This window comes from Terribacillus saccharophilus (assembly GCF_002272745.1).
Lineage (GTDB): Bacteria > Bacillota > Bacilli > Bacillales > Amphibacillaceae > Terribacillus > Terribacillus saccharophilus_B.
In genome coordinates this window covers 418,625-434,634 of sequence record NZ_NPBD01000002.1, presented here as the reverse complement: position 1 = coordinate 434,634, position 16,010 = coordinate 418,625, and the positions used below count along the sequence as shown (strand labels likewise).

General features: G+C 41.7%; 15 protein-coding genes. 4 read left to right on the top strand and 11 right to left on the bottom strand.

What is annotated here, in order from left to right:
* Window positions 1-15 precede the first annotated feature (15 nt).
* Window positions 16-720, bottom strand: coding sequence for a DUF5058 family protein (locus CHH58_RS03940; RefSeq protein WP_095227123.1), 705 nt, complete (start codon window positions 718-720; stop codon window positions 16-18).
* Window positions 721-1,135: 415 nt separating this feature from the next.
* Here CHH58_RS03940 and spoVB point away from each other — a divergent pair, with 415 nt between their 5' ends.
* Both spoVB and CHH58_RS03930 read left to right on the top strand, forming a co-directional pair.
* The gene (spoVB, locus tag CHH58_RS03935; RefSeq protein WP_170937513.1) at window positions 1,136-2,662 is read left to right on the top strand and encodes a stage V sporulation protein B; all 1,527 of its coding nucleotides are present in this window, start codon (window positions 1,136-1,138) and stop codon (window positions 2,660-2,662) included.
* Window positions 2,663-2,727: 65 nt separating this feature from the next.
* Window positions 2,728-3,948, top strand: coding sequence for a DHH family phosphoesterase (locus CHH58_RS03930; protein WP_095262057.1), 1,221 nt, complete (start codon window positions 2,728-2,730; stop codon window positions 3,946-3,948).
* A gap of 40 nt (window positions 3,949-3,988) precedes the next feature.
* Here the strand turns inward: CHH58_RS03930 and CHH58_RS18300 are convergent, their stop codons facing one another.
* Window positions 3,989-4,138 (bottom strand): hypothetical protein, encoded by a 150-nt coding sequence (locus CHH58_RS18300; protein WP_170937512.1) that lies wholly within the window; start codon window positions 4,136-4,138, stop codon window positions 3,989-3,991.
* 202 nt (window positions 4,139-4,340) lie between these two features.
* On the opposite strand from CHH58_RS18300, the gene brnQ reads away from it, so the two are divergent.
* The gene (gene brnQ, locus CHH58_RS03925) at window positions 4,341-5,690 is read left to right on the top strand and encodes a branched-chain amino acid transport system II carrier protein (RefSeq protein WP_095262056.1); all 1,350 of its coding nucleotides are present in this window, start codon (window positions 4,341-4,343) and stop codon (window positions 5,688-5,690) included.
* A 250-nt stretch (window positions 5,691-5,940) separates the two neighbouring features.
* On the opposite strand, the gene CHH58_RS03920 is transcribed toward brnQ, so the two are convergent.
* A complete protein-coding gene (locus tag CHH58_RS03920) occupies window positions 5,941-7,071 on the bottom strand; it encodes an HD-GYP domain-containing protein (protein ID WP_095262055.1) in 1,131 nt (376 codons plus the stop codon).
* 228 nt (window positions 7,072-7,299) lie between these two features.
* Here CHH58_RS03920 and CHH58_RS03915 point away from each other — a divergent pair, with 228 nt between their 5' ends.
* A complete protein-coding gene (locus CHH58_RS03915; protein ID WP_095262054.1) occupies window positions 7,300-8,142 on the top strand; it encodes an aldo/keto reductase in 843 nt (280 codons plus the stop codon).
* Window positions 8,143-8,257: 115 nt separating this feature from the next.
* Here CHH58_RS03915 and CHH58_RS18295 read toward each other — a convergent pair whose 3' ends face one another.
* From CHH58_RS18295 to dacB, 8 genes are all read right to left on the bottom strand, one after another.
* Window positions 8,258-8,428, bottom strand: a complete 171-nt coding sequence (locus CHH58_RS18295; protein WP_170937511.1) for a hypothetical protein — start codon at window positions 8,426-8,428, stop codon at window positions 8,258-8,260.
* Window positions 8,429-8,635: 207 nt separating this feature from the next.
* Window positions 8,636-10,783, bottom strand: coding sequence for a type IA DNA topoisomerase (locus CHH58_RS03910; RefSeq protein ID WP_095262171.1), 2,148 nt, complete (start codon window positions 10,781-10,783; stop codon window positions 8,636-8,638).
* A 99-nt stretch (window positions 10,784-10,882) separates the two neighbouring features.
* Complete coding sequence (locus tag CHH58_RS03905) at window positions 10,883-11,344, bottom strand: CBS domain-containing protein (RefSeq protein ID WP_095232716.1); 462 nt, start codon at window positions 11,342-11,344, stop codon at window positions 10,883-10,885.
* 106 nt (window positions 11,345-11,450) lie between these two features.
* The gene (locus CHH58_RS03900; RefSeq protein ID WP_095232715.1) at window positions 11,451-12,428 is read right to left on the bottom strand and encodes a ring-cleaving dioxygenase; all 978 of its coding nucleotides are present in this window, start codon (window positions 12,426-12,428) and stop codon (window positions 11,451-11,453) included.
* A 305-nt stretch (window positions 12,429-12,733) separates the two neighbouring features.
* On the bottom strand, window positions 12,734-13,255 hold the full coding sequence (locus CHH58_RS03895) for a DUF2812 domain-containing protein (protein ID WP_095262053.1): 522 nt from the start codon (window positions 13,253-13,255) through the stop codon (window positions 12,734-12,736).
* Window positions 13,252-13,578, bottom strand: coding sequence for a PadR family transcriptional regulator (locus CHH58_RS03890; RefSeq protein WP_095232713.1), 327 nt, complete (start codon window positions 13,576-13,578; stop codon window positions 13,252-13,254). Before CHH58_RS03890 ends, CHH58_RS03895 begins: the two co-directional genes overlap by 4 nt.
* A gap of 343 nt (window positions 13,579-13,921) precedes the next feature.
* A complete protein-coding gene (locus CHH58_RS03885) occupies window positions 13,922-14,263 on the bottom strand; it encodes a hypothetical protein (protein ID WP_038560718.1) in 342 nt (113 codons plus the stop codon).
* Between the two features lie 167 nt (window positions 14,264-14,430).
* On the bottom strand, window positions 14,431-15,912 hold the full coding sequence (gene dacB / locus CHH58_RS03880) for a D-alanyl-D-alanine carboxypeptidase/D-alanyl-D-alanine endopeptidase (RefSeq protein ID WP_170937510.1): 1,482 nt from the start codon (window positions 15,910-15,912) through the stop codon (window positions 14,431-14,433).
* Window positions 15,913-16,010 lie beyond the last annotated feature (98 nt).

The following is a 16,010-nucleotide window of genomic DNA, read 5'->3' as shown; positions in this document are numbered from 1 at the left end:
TTCCCTTTCCCTCCCTTATCCGATAAAGTAGCCGACTGTCAGTCCGCCAATGATAGCAAAACCTAAAGCCCATTCTTTCAGCCAATTCCTTTGCAGTTTATTTGCTAAGAGTAAAGTGCCGATCGTTATCAGGATGCTTGTCAGGATGACCAAGGTATGACCGCTGCTTTTCACTGCTTCATTTGCTGCAAAGTATCCGAACGCTCCAAGCATAGCTGCGGTTGAAATAATAACCATCTTCTTTGTGCCATTCTTACGTGCTGTTATTTTCTTTTGAAATGATCCCAATGACTTTGTAAAGAAAAACGTGACGATTAGCCATCCTGTTCCGCCGATACACAATGTCCAAGCAATAGTTGTAAAAGCCTCAGGACCAAAGTTTGCTGATCCTAGCTCAGTACCATAAGCTGTTGAAGCCATCTGGGCACCGAGTGACTCGGTAGCGGAGGATCCGATAATTGCACTGCGCATCATCGTAAGCGGATTTCCGATCAACGTCATCAGTGAGACGGCAATGATAATATTGCCTAATGCAGGACCGATGGCTGCAATAGCACCTGTCTTCATCGCACTTCGGGCCTCACGATCTGTCATACCGACCGCCTCTTTCACCTGAAACGCTGATCGCATGAATACAACACCTTGAAAAATAACGATAGATACAACAAGCAGACAGAACGCCCATAAAACACCGCTGTTCATGATCTCAGATATCTGCAATTTTTCGCCTCCTTTTATATAATTAATAATTCTGATTATTATGTTAATTGTGTTGTTACCCACTGTCAAAACCTTTATGAAAAACAGGCATTTCTGCGTAAGGATGCAGACGAATCAATACGGAATCATACCTATCACTTGTCAGTTTCTTTATCAAGAGACATTCGATAAGTAACAAGCATTGATGATCCTTTGGCTAACGACTATTAGGTGCTTGCCCTTATGCATAAGAGAGCATCTCCGGCTTTGTCCCAGCAATGTCATGATTTAATAGCTCTAATTTAAATAAAAGTTCGATTAATAAGTACTTACCTTTATCTAACAATGGCATTTAAACTGTCCGCTTACTATTCCATGACATAAACAGCCCCTTCCCCACATACATCTAAACCATGGACAAGTTGAGGTGACAAATGTGGGAAAACAATCATTATTGAAAGGTACGATCATTCTTGCAGTTGCAGCTTGCTACAGCAAGCTGATCGGATTTATAAACGGAATCGTTTTGTCACGGCTTTTGGGTCCAGAAGGAATTGGACTTGCGATGATGGCAATGCCGATAACCGGTCTGCTGATCGCGATCACAGGCTTCGGTTTGGAAGTGGCCGTAGCCAATTTGGTGGCAGAGAATAATGCGACGAATAATCGGACAAGACTTCGGCATGTCCTTTCTATCTCCTTTTTGATAACAGGGACATTAAGTATTGTCACATCCTTGCTGCTGCTTGGACTGATCCACTATGTTCCAGGACTTTTATTTGCTGATGAACGTGCTATATACACATTCACAGCTATCATTCCGATTATCCCGATAGTTGCAATTTCATCCATTTTAAAAGGCTATTTTCATGGAAAACAGTATATGTCGCCTGGAGCCTTCGCTTCTATTCTTGAGCAGAGTGTGCAGCTTGTTGTTACGTATATGCTCGTACAATACTTGCTTCCTTATGGTTTAGGTGTTGCCGCTGCAGGAGCAGTAATCAGTATGGTAATCGGCGAAGCGATATCTTTAGGTGTATTGATCGTAGCATTCAACAGGCAAAGAGAATTCAAATGGCGTTTCTTTCATATTATCCGGGACCTTGTTCGCGACGGGAAGCAGCATACACGAGACTTAATCCGTGTCGCATTACCGAATACCGGCAGTCATTTGGTCAATAGCTTTGCTGGTGTTCTATTGCCGATAATCATTACGCATAGTTTTCTTACTGCCGGACTTACTGCCGAGACTGCTACCGAAACATATGGCCTCTTAATGGGCTATGTCATGCCGCTTGTGTTTGTACCGACGTTCATCACACATTCCTTATCGACTAATCTGCTTCCTTCCATAAGTGACTTGTATGCACGTCGTCAATTTCAGCAGATGTACAGCAATATAAATCAGGTTATCAACGTTACAATGATGATCTGTATTCCTTGGGCACTGTTTCTTTATTTCTTTGCCACTGATTTGACCAGTTTGTTTTATCACTCTGAGGAAGCGGGTCTGCTTATTCAGAAGATGATCTTTTGCTTTATGCTCAGCTATTTACAGATTCCGCTGCAGGCAGTGCTGATTGGTATCGGGAAAAGCAGTGTTGTTCTTTATAACAATCTGATTGCTGCGTTAGTCAGTCTGGTGATGATCTACTTTGTTGCTTCTCAACCGAGCATGGGTGTAAATGGAGTCATACTCGGCCTTAACTTAGGAGAGGTTCTCGGGACAGTGCTTCATTTTGCGAGTCTGTACCAGGCTGTGCGTTTTCCTTTCAGTTTTGCGCGGTTTTATAAGCTGCTTATTGCCATCACTTGCATGGCTTCGTGTGCGATATTCCTTTATATGACGCTGGACTCGTACATTTCAAATGGTTATGTACTCCTTAGCAGTGTACTACTCGTTTCTGCAAGCTTTTATTTGCTACTTCTTCACCGATTCCGACTGTTCAAACAGGAACTGTAAAGAATCATGCTTGAAGCCGATAATTCCGCTGGGTTATACTTATACTAGTAATTGAGGTGAAGAGATTGTATAAACTATTGTCACATAATGACCTGGACGGTGTCGGCTGCGGTATTTTGGCCACACTTGCTTTTGGAGAGGATGTTGATATCCGCTATAACTCCATCAGCAGTCTGAATGAAGAAGTAAAGAAATTCCTGGCCGATGAAGCACAGCATGAAAAAGAATTATGGATAACGGATTTGGCTGTGAATGAAGAAAATGAAGCTGCTATCAGCAATTTCATCCAATCTGGCGGAAAGGTCCGCCTTGTGGACCATCACAAAACTAGTGAGCACTTGAATGCCCATGATTGGGCATGGATTGCGACTAAGGAAGAAGATGGAACACCTACGTCAGCAACAAGTATGTTGTATGACGTTCTTGTCAAAGAAGGACATTTAGAAAAAACCAAGGCGGTAAGCGAATTCGTCGAGCTTGTACGCCAATACGATACATGGGAATGGGAGAAACGGAACAATGAAGCTGCTAAGCAGCTGAACGCACTGCTCTTCCTGCAAAGCATTGAAGAATTTGCTGATGAGATGATCCAACGTCTGCAGCATAATGATACATTTGTCTTCAGCGACTTGGAGGAAAAATTGCTCCAAGTACAAGATGCTCAAACAGCTCGTTATATTCGTAAGAAAAGAAAACAAGTTGTTCCTGTTAAGACAGATACATATCTGGCTGGTGTCGTACATGCAGAATCTTACCTCTCTGAATTAGGTAATGATTTAGGTAAGACGTTCCCGCATCTGGATTTGATCATCATGATTATGATGGGGACAAAACGGATGAGCCTCCGGACAATCCATGATGATGTGGATGTTTCTGCTATTGCCGGTAACTACGGTGGAGGTGGCCATCAGAAAGCTTCTGGAGCTTCGCTCACTGACGAAGCTTTTGAATTGTTCGTGAAGAATGCTTTCGACTTGCAGACATTGCGACCTGATGCCGTAGATAATAGATTTAACGTACCAGAGAACGATCTTGGGACGCTGTATGTTAATGAGCAGAATGACAAGTTCCTCATTGTGCAGCAAAACCGCAAATATTATATTATGAGAAATCAACAGCCTGCAGAGATTGGATTTGATTCCTTCGAAGAGGCTGAGAAGCATCTGAAACGGGAAGAGCTTGCTTTCCTCGTTACTGATCACCGCTATGTAAGATACTTGAGTGAACGCGTGAAGAAACAAGATATCATCGTGAATCAGCCAATCCAAAAAAATCAAGAAAACTAATAAAAAGGCGGAAAGCACTTAAGTGTTTTCCGCCTTTTCTTTATGGTCCGTCAGCAGTCGCAATAGCTTGTTCTATCAAAAGAATATCATCATGAATTAGGCTCCGGATTTGAGGTTCGGGGCATCTTTTATACTCATCTTCCAGCCGTTTCAGTTCTGCGTAGAATATATCCATTTCTGTATAATGCACGATTCCTGCCTCCAAATGGTTTTTTTACTTATATATGCCGAATCCAGCAGAAAATATACATCTTATGTAATATTATTTATAGTTGTTGCAATAAATGAACTATGATAGAATCTCTTACATAGTTTAAAAAGTGTTAATATTTTATCTATTAAATTATCAAACAATTATGAAAATGAAAGTATCACATTTGGAGGCATTCATCATGAAAAAATCAATTCCTATGTCTTATGTTATCATTACTGGTTTCATGCTCTTCGCTTTGTTCTTTGGCGCAGGCAATCTAATCTTCCCTGCTTTACTAGGTCAGTCATCTGGTACTAATGTGTTGACTGCCAACCTTGGCTTTATTATCACCGGTGTAGGTCTGCCGCTGCTCGGTATTCTAGCGTTCGCCATTTCAGGCAAAAACGATCTCCAAGACTTAGCCAGTCGTGTTCATCCGATATTCGGCTATGCATTCACTATCATCCTGTATTTGTCCATCGGTCCGCTTTTCGCCATGCCGCGTACAGGAACTGTGTCATACGAAATTGGCATACAACCTTTCTTATCGAGTGATGTTGGACCATGGCCGTTGATTATCTATTCTATCTTGTTCTTCGGTATTACCTGCTTCTTTTCTTTGAAGCCGGCTAAAATCGTCGATATCGTTGGTAAATACTTAACGCCTGCCCTGCTGCTGTTCATCGCCATATTAATTATTACCGTTCTTGTCAATCCTATCGGCAGTCCTCAAGAACCAACGGAAGCATATAATAGCAACGCTTTCTTCAAAGGCTTCCAGGAAGGTTATCTGACGATGGATACATTAGCAGCTTTTGTCTTTGGAATCATCGTCATTAACTCAGTAAAGAATATCGGTATCACTGATCGTAAAAGTATTCTCGGATTCACTTGGAAGGCGGGTCTCATCGCTGCCGCACTTCTTGCTTTGATCTACACTTCTATATCCTATCTTGGTGCAACAAGTGTAGCTGGAATCGGCTTGTTGGATAATGGCGGTGCCGTATTAGCTGACGTTTCCGAATTCTATTATGGATCTTTTGGTAATGTATTGCTCGGTTTGATCGTGCTCGGCGCTTGCCTTACAACAAGTATCGGACTGGTAACAGCATGCAGCAGCTATTTCAGCCGTCTGTTCCCTAAGGTCTCTTATACAGTTATTGCAGTTGTACTGTCTGTATTCAGCGCCGTCATCTCAAACGCTGGACTAGCAAATATCATCGCATTCAGTGTACCTGTATTGACCATTATCTACCCACTGGCAATAGTGTTGATTTTCCTCACTTTCTTGCATGATGTTTTCGGTGGCAGCAGAGCCGTTTACTTGATCAGTCTGCTGTTCACTTTCGTCGTCAGCTTGATGGAAGGCTTAAATGCTGCGAAACTCCCTATACCGGGAGTACAGGAATTCTTAACTAATAACTTACCAATGTACAGTCTTGGTCTTGGATGGCTAATACCGGCGATTATTGGAGCGGTTATCGGGTATGTCATTTATCTATTTACAAAACCGAGTCAAAATGAACTAAGAAAAGCAAATGCAAGATAATGATACTTATTACAAATAGTGGGACGAAAAACCGCCTGGAATCATATCCGGGCGGTTTTTTTGTCATGATAAAGCTAAACAGCCTTTTCAAATGCAGATAATATATCATCTCATGCAGCGTTCGTTCATCGACAATCGTATCAACTTCCATGCGGCGGTATTCTCTGGAAGCAATAAAAATAGTAGCTCAACTATTTAATTGAGCTAACTGGATATGATTTCTGTAAAATAATAATGAATAATCGAGCTATTACACAGCATCTGTTCTAGGGAATGATTGAAGATCATAAGAACAATTTTCAAGAATTTCAATAAAGATGTCAACTATATCTGGATCAAAGAGGCTACCTTTGCAGCGAATCAATTCAGCCGCGGCCTCCCGAACTGACATACCTTCACTATAGGTGCGTACTGTTGTCATCGCGTCAAATGCATCTGCCACGCCGACGATGCGGGCAAATAACGGAATCTCTTCTCCTTTTAGCTGCTTTGGATAACCGCTGCCATCCATCCTTTCATGGTGGAGCATCGCTGTATCGATTGATTTTTGAAAGAAACGGTTTGGCTGAATTGCAGAAAGGATACGGGCACCAATTTCAGTATGCGTTTTCATGAGCTCGTATTCGCTTTCGTTTAATCCAGTCGTCTTGCGCAATATCCTGTCTTCGATGCCGATTTTCCCTATATCGTGCAAAATTGCTGCCTGATATAATTCGAAACATACTTCGGCATCCAACTTCATTCTTTTTCCGATTAGCCAGGCATAGCGAGCGACTCTCTCTGAGTGCCCCTTCGTCAGTGGATCACGTGCATCAAGCGCTTCTGCAAGCATACGAATCATACTGACAAACATCTTATACAATTCATCGTACATTTGACTGTTATGTAAAGCTAAGGCTGACTGCTCCGCCAATATGACAGCAAGCTCCCTGTCTCTATTGTCGAACTGACTTCCGTTCTCTTTATTCACGAGTTGAATGGCACCTAAGATATGCCCTTTTGCATGAAGTGGCACAGTAAGGATGGATTTAGCATAAAGTCTGGGATATGCTGCAGAGCACTCGATAACATTCTCCGCATTTTTTATCAATTCTGCCTCGCCAGTCTGAATCACTTTTCCAATGATTCCTTCTCCAATTGTAAGTGTGGGCATAGGCAGTGAATCAACTGAAACCCTGTAGGATGCTTTTGCTACAATCCGGTTCTTCTCTTTTTCATGCACCCATAATGTTGCTTCTTTTGCTTCCGCGATCATTACCATTTGATCGAGGATTCCCTGGTAAATATCTTGCAAATCAATTGCGGCATTCAATTCCTTCAGGGCTTCTAGCAGTTTTGATAATTCTTTCACTTTTGATTCAAGCTTCGATATAGTTGTCAAAACGCTTCCTCATTTCCCTGAACTCATACTTCTGTCATGGTACGTTCTTCCTTATATTCCTTGTTTTTAAGTATAAGCGAACAAGGGGTAAATTAGAAGCTGTATCCCTACTAAACTAGGGTATAGTAGATATTAATAAAATCTATATAGTGATAAGTCTATAAGATTGTTCACTTAGGACAATCTCTTATGCTACGCTGGAACTAAAATTGGAAAGGAGAAATTATAATGTATAACGATATCCCTACCAAAAAACTGCACGACGGAACGATTCTTCCTGCTGTAGGCTTCGGTACATACAGTTTGAAAGGCAGTCAAGGTGTTCAGGCTATCCGCAGCGCTATCGATGCAGGCTATCGTCTATTAGACACAGCTTATAATTATGAAAATGAAGCAACTGTCGGACAGGCCATTAAACAACATGGTATTTCGCGTGAGGAGATTTTGGTCACTTCCAAGCTTCCAGGCAGATATCATCAGCATGAAAATGCAATTACGACGATACAGGAATCACTTTACCGCGCTGGTCTAGATTATTATGACTTATATTTGATTCATTGGCCGAACCCGAAACAAGATCAGTATGTAGAAGCATGGCAGGCATTGCTTGATGCTCGTAAATGGGGCTTGATCCGTTCTATCGGTGTTTGCAACTTCCTGCCAGAGCATTTAGAGAGACTGAAGGCAGAAACAGGTGAACTGCCTGTCATCAATCAGATCGAACTGCATCCTTTCTTTAACCAAGAAAAACTAAGACAGTATCATGAAGAAAATGGGATTGTAACAGAGTCATGGAGTCCTCTTGGCAGAAAAACGAATCTGCTGGAGCATCCATTGCTTGCTGAAATTGCCGAGAGTCATGGCAGAACTGTCTCTCAAATTGTACTGCGCTGGCACTATCAGCTCGGGAGCATTGCCATACCTAAATCCGCTACTCCGAGCCGCCAGGTAGAAAATCTCGCTATCTTTGATTTTGAACTGAATCATGTAGATATGGAGAAAATCAACAGCTTGACCGTTTCAGACGGACGTATTGCCGATCAGGACCCGGCAGTTTACGAAGAATTCTAAAAGAGAGATGTGTGGTTTCTACAGAGCTTCTAATTTTGACAAATTTTATTCAGATAAAACTTAATAAGATATATAAAAAAACAACATCTTTTTGGATTTTAGAGAAAGATGTTGTTTATTTCTTTTTATTATTTTCTTTTTCGGTTGTGTCGAAAGAATTTAATATCGAATCCTCGAAATTATTAAAAATCCCTTCCAACTCCTTCGTTATTTCCTTTACTTTAGGTTCCTTTTCACTATTTATCACGCCAACTCTAAATATCCTGTCCTTTTTCTTCCTAGCCATTTTCACACCCATTTCTTTTGTGTTTTTTGAAGATAGCCTGCAATTTATAATTGCTTCATTTGTTTACTTACATATGTTTATTCTAGTAATAAGCTCATGATTCCTTTAAATAAGTGCTAATTTAACGTTTCCCTCCCAATTTGTTAATAATGGTCGAGATCTGACGTAAAAAATAGAGCGATGTGTGGAATCCACACATCGCTCTCATCATTTCTTCTCAAATTCCATCTTCCAGCTGTAGTAATCATTGTCTTCATTCTTTTCATAGGAAAGATAAGCCGAGAATTTCTTACCTCGTTTGCTCGTCATTCCTTTCACATGAGCCGTTCCGCTTTTCAGCAGAGCTTTCACCATCGTCTTCGTTGGTTTCTTCCGCACTGCTGCTAGGAATTTATCGTTCTTCCAAATGATATAGCTGCATGTTTTCTTATAGTTTTTACAGCCAAAGCCTTTATAACCTTCTACGACTTCTCCTCCACATGCCGGACACTTGCCCAGCACTTCATGGGTGATTGTTTGCTTTTCGATAGTTCGAATGGGTGCAGCTTCGTCTTGTTTCATGGTCTGCACTGCATCCTTCGTAAAGGAAAAAATCATCTCAAGAAAATCTTCTCGCCCAACTTTCGCATCCTCGATATCAGCAAGTGTCTTCTCAAGCCGTCCTGTAAAGTTCAAATCGAATAATGGCTTAACCGGGAACGTTTCGACTAGTTTCTTACCGGTCTCCGTTACGTGCAGTTCTTTTCCTTTATTACTGATATAATGGATATCTTTTAGTTTCTTGATCGTTTCTGCCCTTGTTGCTGCTGTCCCGATGCTGAAACCACGCAGCACTTCGACGACATCCTCTTCATCCTGTTTGCCTTTACCGCATGTTTCCATAACTCGTAATAACGTTCTTTCCGTATGTGGCTTTGGTGGCTGTGTCATATGAGAAGTAACGCTTGTTTCCCATGTATCCACAATCATGTCTTCCTGTACCTCTGGCAGCAATGTTTCCTTCGTCTGCTGCTTCTCGACTTTCTTCCAGCCATCAACAAGCTGAATACGGCCTTTTGAGATAAAGCTGCCAGATAATGAGATATCAGGAATAACAGTTTCTAAAGTTGTCTCTTCATACACTGCGACAGGCATGAATTGCATGATAAAACGGTTTTTGATTGCAGTGTATACAAGCTCTTGATCAGGCGCAAGCCTTTTAGGCAGAACATAAGTCGGTATGATCGCACTATGGCTAGATACCTTGCTGTTATTAAACACCCGTTTTGATCGGCTGAATTTAATCTCTGATTCATAAGGCAATCCTGCTGCTACTTTTTTCAATACACCAGCCGCTTTAGATACAAGGCTTTCTTCCAATGCTGTACTGGATGTTCTTGGGTAGGTAATGTACTTCTTCTCATAAAGTGTTTGCGCCACTTTTAAAACTTTATCGGATGTCCATCCGCTGTATCTAGCAGTCATATACCCTTGCAAACCGGAAAGGTTGAATAGCGGCGGACAGAATTCTTTTTTCTCTTCCGTCTGTTTATCCTTGATCTGGCCTTGTTTGCCTTGGATTTGCTGGAGAATATCCTGAAGTGGATCTCTTTCCTTGAATTTATCCGTTTTTCCTTCCTTATAGACACCTTCATAGAATTTCTTTTCAGGCGTACGGAAGGTTGCAAGTAGTTTGAAATATGGTTCCGGCTTGAACTGTCGGATTTCCTCATCACGATCATAAATGATCTTAAGTGTCGGCAAAAGTACCCGGCCGATATTGAGAACTTGTCCGCGACCGCTCTGATAACGAAGTGTCGCTACCGAGGTAAGATTGATTCCGATAACCCAATCCGCCCACTGACGGCCGATTCCGGCATCATAAAGAGGCCTTAACTCTGTGTTCGGCCGCAGTGATTGAAGACCGCGAAGCACTTCCTGCTCAGTCCATTCATTCAACAACAGCCGGTAAACTGGCTTGTCCGGCTTGATGTAGTTGATGATGCTGTCTCCGATCAGCTGCCCTTCCCTGTCGTAGTCACATGCAGACACGATTCTTCCGACATCTCTTCTTTGCATGAGTCGCTTTACAATTGCAATCTGCTTCTTTGCACCAGGATCGGCTGCATCACGATTGCGAGGGCTCGATTTAATTTTGTATTGGAAAGCATCCGGTACGAACGGGAAATTATCCAGCTTCCATCTTGCCATAGCAGTATCGTAGTCTTTCGCATCAAACAACTGCAGCAGATGTCCGAATGCCCAAGTAATGATATAATCAGGACCCTCATAAAACCCGTCCTGTTTTGTTTTTATTTTCAATGCATCGGCGATATTCTTCGCAACGGAAGGCTTCTCCGCCAATATGACTGTCATACTCATATATAGATAAAACTCCTTTAATCTATCAAACTCATAACTTCTATTTTAACATAAAAAAGCACTGACTCTTTCATAAGAGTCAGTGCAGTATTATTAAAGTGCATTCAATAGATTGGAATGAATTGTACGGAGGACATCCCCGCGGCTGATAACCCCAACCACCTGCTTTTGATCATTCAGGACAGGTATTTTTTTGAAGCGATGTTTTGCCAAAATGTTCACCACTTCTTCCATTTCGTCCTCTTCATGGACTGTGACGATTCCTCGTTTTTTAGCAAGATTCAATATAGGATGATCTTTTAGTTCATCAACGATTTTGTCTATCTTCTCTGCTTTAAAGCTTACAGTAAGCAAATAGTTGAAGACGACTGTATCCTTCGGCTGAATCCCTCGCAGAATATCTCCGTCACTGACGACGCCTACAATACGTCGGTCCTTATCCAGTATCGGCATTCCGCTGATCCGCCGATCAACAAACGTCTCCAAAACCTGCTTGACCGTATCTTGTTCGCTCGCTGCTATTACATCTGTTATCATGAAGTCTTTTGCTTTCATAAAAAAGCCTTCCTTCTGTATGGGATGAATGCTACATCTTTATTATACGCTTCCATGACGAAAACTGCTAAAAAAAAGACATCTGCCATAAGCAGATGTCAGTTTATCATTCTTTTTCGAGTTGCTTTGTGCTGCGTACAGTATCGATCGGACGGACAAGTTTTTCGATTTGTTCGCGCTTTGGCTCCAAAAACGGCGGCAAGGAAAGTTTTTCTCCAAGCGTCTCATAAGGTTCATCTCCCATGAAGCCAGGACCGTCAGTCGCAAATTCGAATAAGATCCCTGGTGCTACCCGGGAATATAGGGATTCGAAGAAGTGTCGATCCACATATCCGGAAGTTTGGAATTGGAAGCTGTGCATCCGTTCAATCCATTCCTCTAATACTGCTCGATCCTCGACACGGAAAGCAGCATGGTGTACAGTACCGAATCCTTGTCTTCCGTCTGGCAGAATTGTATTGTGCTCAAGAACAATGCTAGCACCATTCCCTCCTTCGCCTACTTCATACAAATAGTAGGATCCTTCCTGAGCAACAGGGCGGAAAACAAGTACTTTTTCAAGCATTTCCTTAAAATAATCAATATGTGCTGTCCGGACAAAAATCGGACCAAGACCTGTGATAGCAAACTCTAAAGGTACAGGACCGTCTTGCCAAGGTGTTCCTGAAGCCACACCTTTATCTTTTTCGTCACTGATCAACTGATATTGTTGTTCGTCAAAATCCTCGAAGGATAATGTCTGGATGCCGAATTGCTCTTTGATACCGTGATGCTTAACTTCTAAACGATCAAATCGTTTTACCCAATAATCTAGAGCTGCGTCGGATGGCACTCGGAATGAAGTTTTATAGATTTCATTTGTGCCGTGTGTACCCTTCGGAATGCCAGGGAAATCGAAGAAAGTCATATCTGTTCCCGCGCTGCCTTTGTCATCCGCGAAAAACAGATGATATGTTTGGATATCATCCTGGTTCACTGTTTTCTTAACAAGACGCATGCCAAGTACATACGTAAAGAATTCATAGTTTTTTTCTGCACTGCTCGTAATTGCCGTTACATGGTGAATACCTTTTAAATGATTCATTTTTATCACTCCAGCCTGATGATGGAATTACCTCGAATTCGAGATAAATATATTATGACGTACTCTTCCCCTGATGTCAAATGGATAGAAATCAAAGAAAAGATTTAATTTGTTTCAATTGCATCAATTCGTTTCAATTTTAGACTGAATTGATGTTAATTCGCGGTTTTGTTTCAAAGTTCCCTTTTCCTTTTTGATTTTCCCTCTTGTGGCAGAGGTCGCCGCTCCGGCGCATTTCTTATTTTTTTTCAATTTCTATCCAAAACAATAGAGGTTATTCCGCTCGAGCAGAATAACCTCTATTTCTATACTATAATCTCTTTTAGCTGCTTTGCTTTTCTTCTCAGTTTATAAATAGCGTATATATACAAAAGAGATACAGGAGCGATTGACGCTTCTATCCAAACAGGGAAACTACCCTGATTCGTAATCACCGGCACCCAAAATGAAAGTACATGAGATAATAAAATAAACGTCATCAAGTTTGATATTTGTATGTATTTAGCCGCCCTTGAATACATATCTGTAAAGATCTCCAGTTTATCAGTTCGGTCGTCTTCCTTACAGAAATAATGCCAGCCACTAAATGTACTAATAAATTTCCACCCATCCATTTCAAATAAATCAAAGTAGCTTCTGTCAGGAAAGCCCATCCTATAGTCCAGTCGATACACTAATTCTGAAGGGGCTGCAGCTTTAAAGGTGTACCTGAACCATTTGTATTCTTCAAGTACCCATCCTTGCTGTGCCATTTGCTGGAGCCACACCTCTTCTTTTTGGTCATCCCATGCCCAGAACCATTTTCTTATCTTCTTTCTCTCTATCATAGTTCTCCTCCTAACTGCTTTTCACTTATTTCAACAAGCTTTTTTAGCCGCTCATACTCAGCTATTAATAATCCTCCCCCGACATCCGTCAGCTGGTATGTCTTTTTCGTATCCTGCTGGTCCACTTGGCATATCAGCTGCAGTTTTTCAAGTTTTCTAAGTACTCCGTACAATGTTCCGGGCCCTAGTTTGACGGACCCTTCACTAATTCTCTCTACTTCTTTCATGATTCCGTAGCCGTGCAGAGGCTGCTTGAGAACCATCAAAATATAATAGGTAGTATGTGTCAGAGGTAGCAAGTCTTTCACTTTTTTCGATAGCATCTTCATCCTCCTCTATATCGGGGCACGTTATATATCGCACCTCGATATAGTAACATAATATTTACAATTATGGGTATCGATTTTTTCTATACCTAATGATACTGTGAAAAGATAATGGAAGGGCGGCTTTCGATGAAAAGTGCAGTTCGCGACCGTGTATTTGTAATGTGGACGATGTTGTCTTTGTTTTCACAAGTAGCAGCTTTATTAGTGGCGTTAAACGATAAAGACTTTTATATCGTTCTTTCATAATTGGCTTTGTGTTTACTGGATTATCATTTACAAGTGCTGATCGCTTCTATAAGTAACAAAAAACAAGCGCCTGAACAGTTGTCCAGGCGCTTTACCAATGCTTGACATCCTTGAAATCCCGCATGATAATGCGCGATTCTTTAATGTCCTGATATAATCGATATGGCTTGCTCGCCAGCCGGATCGGCAGCGTAAAGAGAAATTGGCTTAAGTCATCTTTGTACTCTGTTGTCATTCGGGAAGGTTTCGAGAGAATACGATTTTGCCATTCTTCCTTGAATTCCTTTTGCAAATCAAGTCTGACATCGATAGCATGATGGCATTGCGTACAGCAAATCGTTTTGAGTTTATCGTTGATGTACGTAATCGTAAATGGAGACTCCTCGCGACAATGGATACAATATAACTCTGCTTCCATGCGGCTTTGTTTCACCGTTATCTCCTTCTTTCCTAATATCTAGTTCCAGAAACCAGAAACTGAGCTTCAAACGATTAGTCCCAGAGTAGGATAAGACTGCTTACATCAGGCTTCCTCTCTTACTTCTCCGTTCCTATTTAGAATATTTCGCTATCCGCTTGCTGATATCCTGTCTATATCTCTCAATTTGTATGCATACTTTTCAACTCTTCATATACTATTTTCAATATCTTGTCTTCAATCACCGGTCCTACTTCTTCATCCAGCATTCCGTTTAACAGGATGGAAAAAACAACACGTTCACCAGATTTTGTTTTCATATAACCTGAAAGCGAACTAACGCCAGTAAGCGTGCCAGTCTTTGCTTCGATCTTTCCTGCGAGCTCCGTGTCGACAAAGCGATTACGGAGAGTTCCACCGACCATGCGTTCTGCCTTTCCTGCAACAGGCAAGGATGTTTTAAATACATGGAACCAAGACTCCTGTTGGACTTGTGTAAGCAATGTCGTCAGCTGCCGGGCAGTTATTCCATTCACATGTGACAAACCAGATCCATCTCTTATGACCATTTTTTCCTTCGGGAGCTGCATCCCGTCGAGGTAGTGCTCTAACTGGTTGATGCCATCTTCCCAATTCCCCGCCTTTTCGCTGCTGCCGATATGCTTCAGAAACATCTCAGCGTGCCCGTTATTGCTTAATTTCATAAAAGGAATAAGCAGTTCCTTGAGCGGAGCAGATTCCTTCCGCAAAAGCTCGGTTCGTTTCGCTGGAGCTTTGGCTGTTTTGGTAGTGCCTTTTATCTGGATACCGGATGCCTCCACATAATCATGAAAAAGGTGTAATACATATTCTGTTGGTTCCCAGACCGCTACCCATTCTTGCTCATTTTCTCCTGTTGCAATAGACCCCGATACTACAATGTCATTACTACCATGAGCTCGAGTCACTTCCAGCTCTGCTTCTTCGATATCGGAAACTATAACAGCATTGTTTTGAATCGTAACGTAATCCGTTTCAGGAACCACCCTTACCTCCGGTTTACCCGATGAGGAACTTGCCTTCACCATGACCTTAACTGTCCCCGTATCATAATCATTGTCAGGCGCTACTGTCAGGGCACTGATGGCAGCTCCATAATAAGCTGATTCGTCTTTCCATGTTGTATCCTCACTGTAGCGTTCCTGATCAAAATACGTATCATCTGCGATAATATTGCCGTTAATTTTCCGTATTCCTAGTTCATGCAGCTGACTTGCCAGCCGCTCTATATCTTCATATGTAAGAGAAGGATCTCCTTTACCGATCAAATATAAGTTCCCATTGAGTTGTCCGTTTTTTACTAGCCCATCTGTTGCAATTATCGTTTCGAAGCGATGCTCTTGTCCCATTTCGTCCAGCACCGCTGCAGCAGTCAGGAGCTTCATATTGGATGCAGGACGCATACGCTGATCAGCATTTTTTTCAAACATCGTCTTTCCTGATTGTTCTTCCATAATGTGAATTGCAAAGGCTGCTCCTTGCAACTGTTCTTCATTAGCCAGATATTCTGTTAACCTATCTATCATCCTATCCTCTTTTCCGGCTACGTGGACATGTGTATGAGGGACCATACAAGCGAAAAGCAGCAGTCCTGCGGCTAAAATCCACATCACTTTGCGAAGCATCAGCAACTCCTCCTTTTGCATATCCAACTTAACCTGCACGTTATAATGTATATGTATGTATTCTTCCTTAGTGTAACAAACTATCAGATTATTTAAAA

What these genes read in the sequence shown, in the direction of transcription:
- brnQ (WP_095262056.1), top strand. Translation starts at nt 4,341, where the DNA reads ATGAAAAAATCAATTCCTATGTCTTATGTTATCATTACTGGTTTCATG.
- CHH58_RS03915 (WP_095262054.1), top strand. Translation starts at nt 7,300, where the DNA reads ATGTATAACGATATCCCTACCAAAAAACTGCACGACGGAACGATTCTT.
- CHH58_RS18295 (WP_170937511.1), bottom strand. Translation starts at nt 8,428, where the DNA reads ATGGCTAGGAAGAAAAAGGACAGGATATTTAGAGTTGGCGTGATAAAT.
- CHH58_RS03910 (WP_095262171.1), bottom strand. Translation starts at nt 10,783, where the DNA reads ATGACAGTCATATTGGCGGAGAAGCCTTCCGTTGCGAAGAATATCGCC.
- CHH58_RS03905 (WP_095232716.1), bottom strand. Translation starts at nt 11,344, where the DNA reads ATGAAAGCAAAAGACTTCATGATAACAGATGTAATAGCAGCGAGCGAA.
- CHH58_RS03900 (WP_095232715.1), bottom strand. Translation starts at nt 12,428, where the DNA reads ATGAATCATTTAAAAGGTATTCACCATGTAACGGCAATTACGAGCAGT.
- CHH58_RS03895 (WP_095262053.1), bottom strand. Translation starts at nt 13,255, where the DNA reads ATGATAGAGAGAAAGAAGATAAGAAAATGGTTCTGGGCATGGGATGAC.
- CHH58_RS03890 (WP_095232713.1), bottom strand. Translation starts at nt 13,578, where the DNA reads ATGCTATCGAAAAAAGTGAAAGACTTGCTACCTCTGACACATACTACC.
- dacB (WP_170937510.1), bottom strand. Translation starts at nt 15,912, where the DNA reads ATGCTTCGCAAAGTGATGTGGATTTTAGCCGCAGGACTGCTGCTTTTC.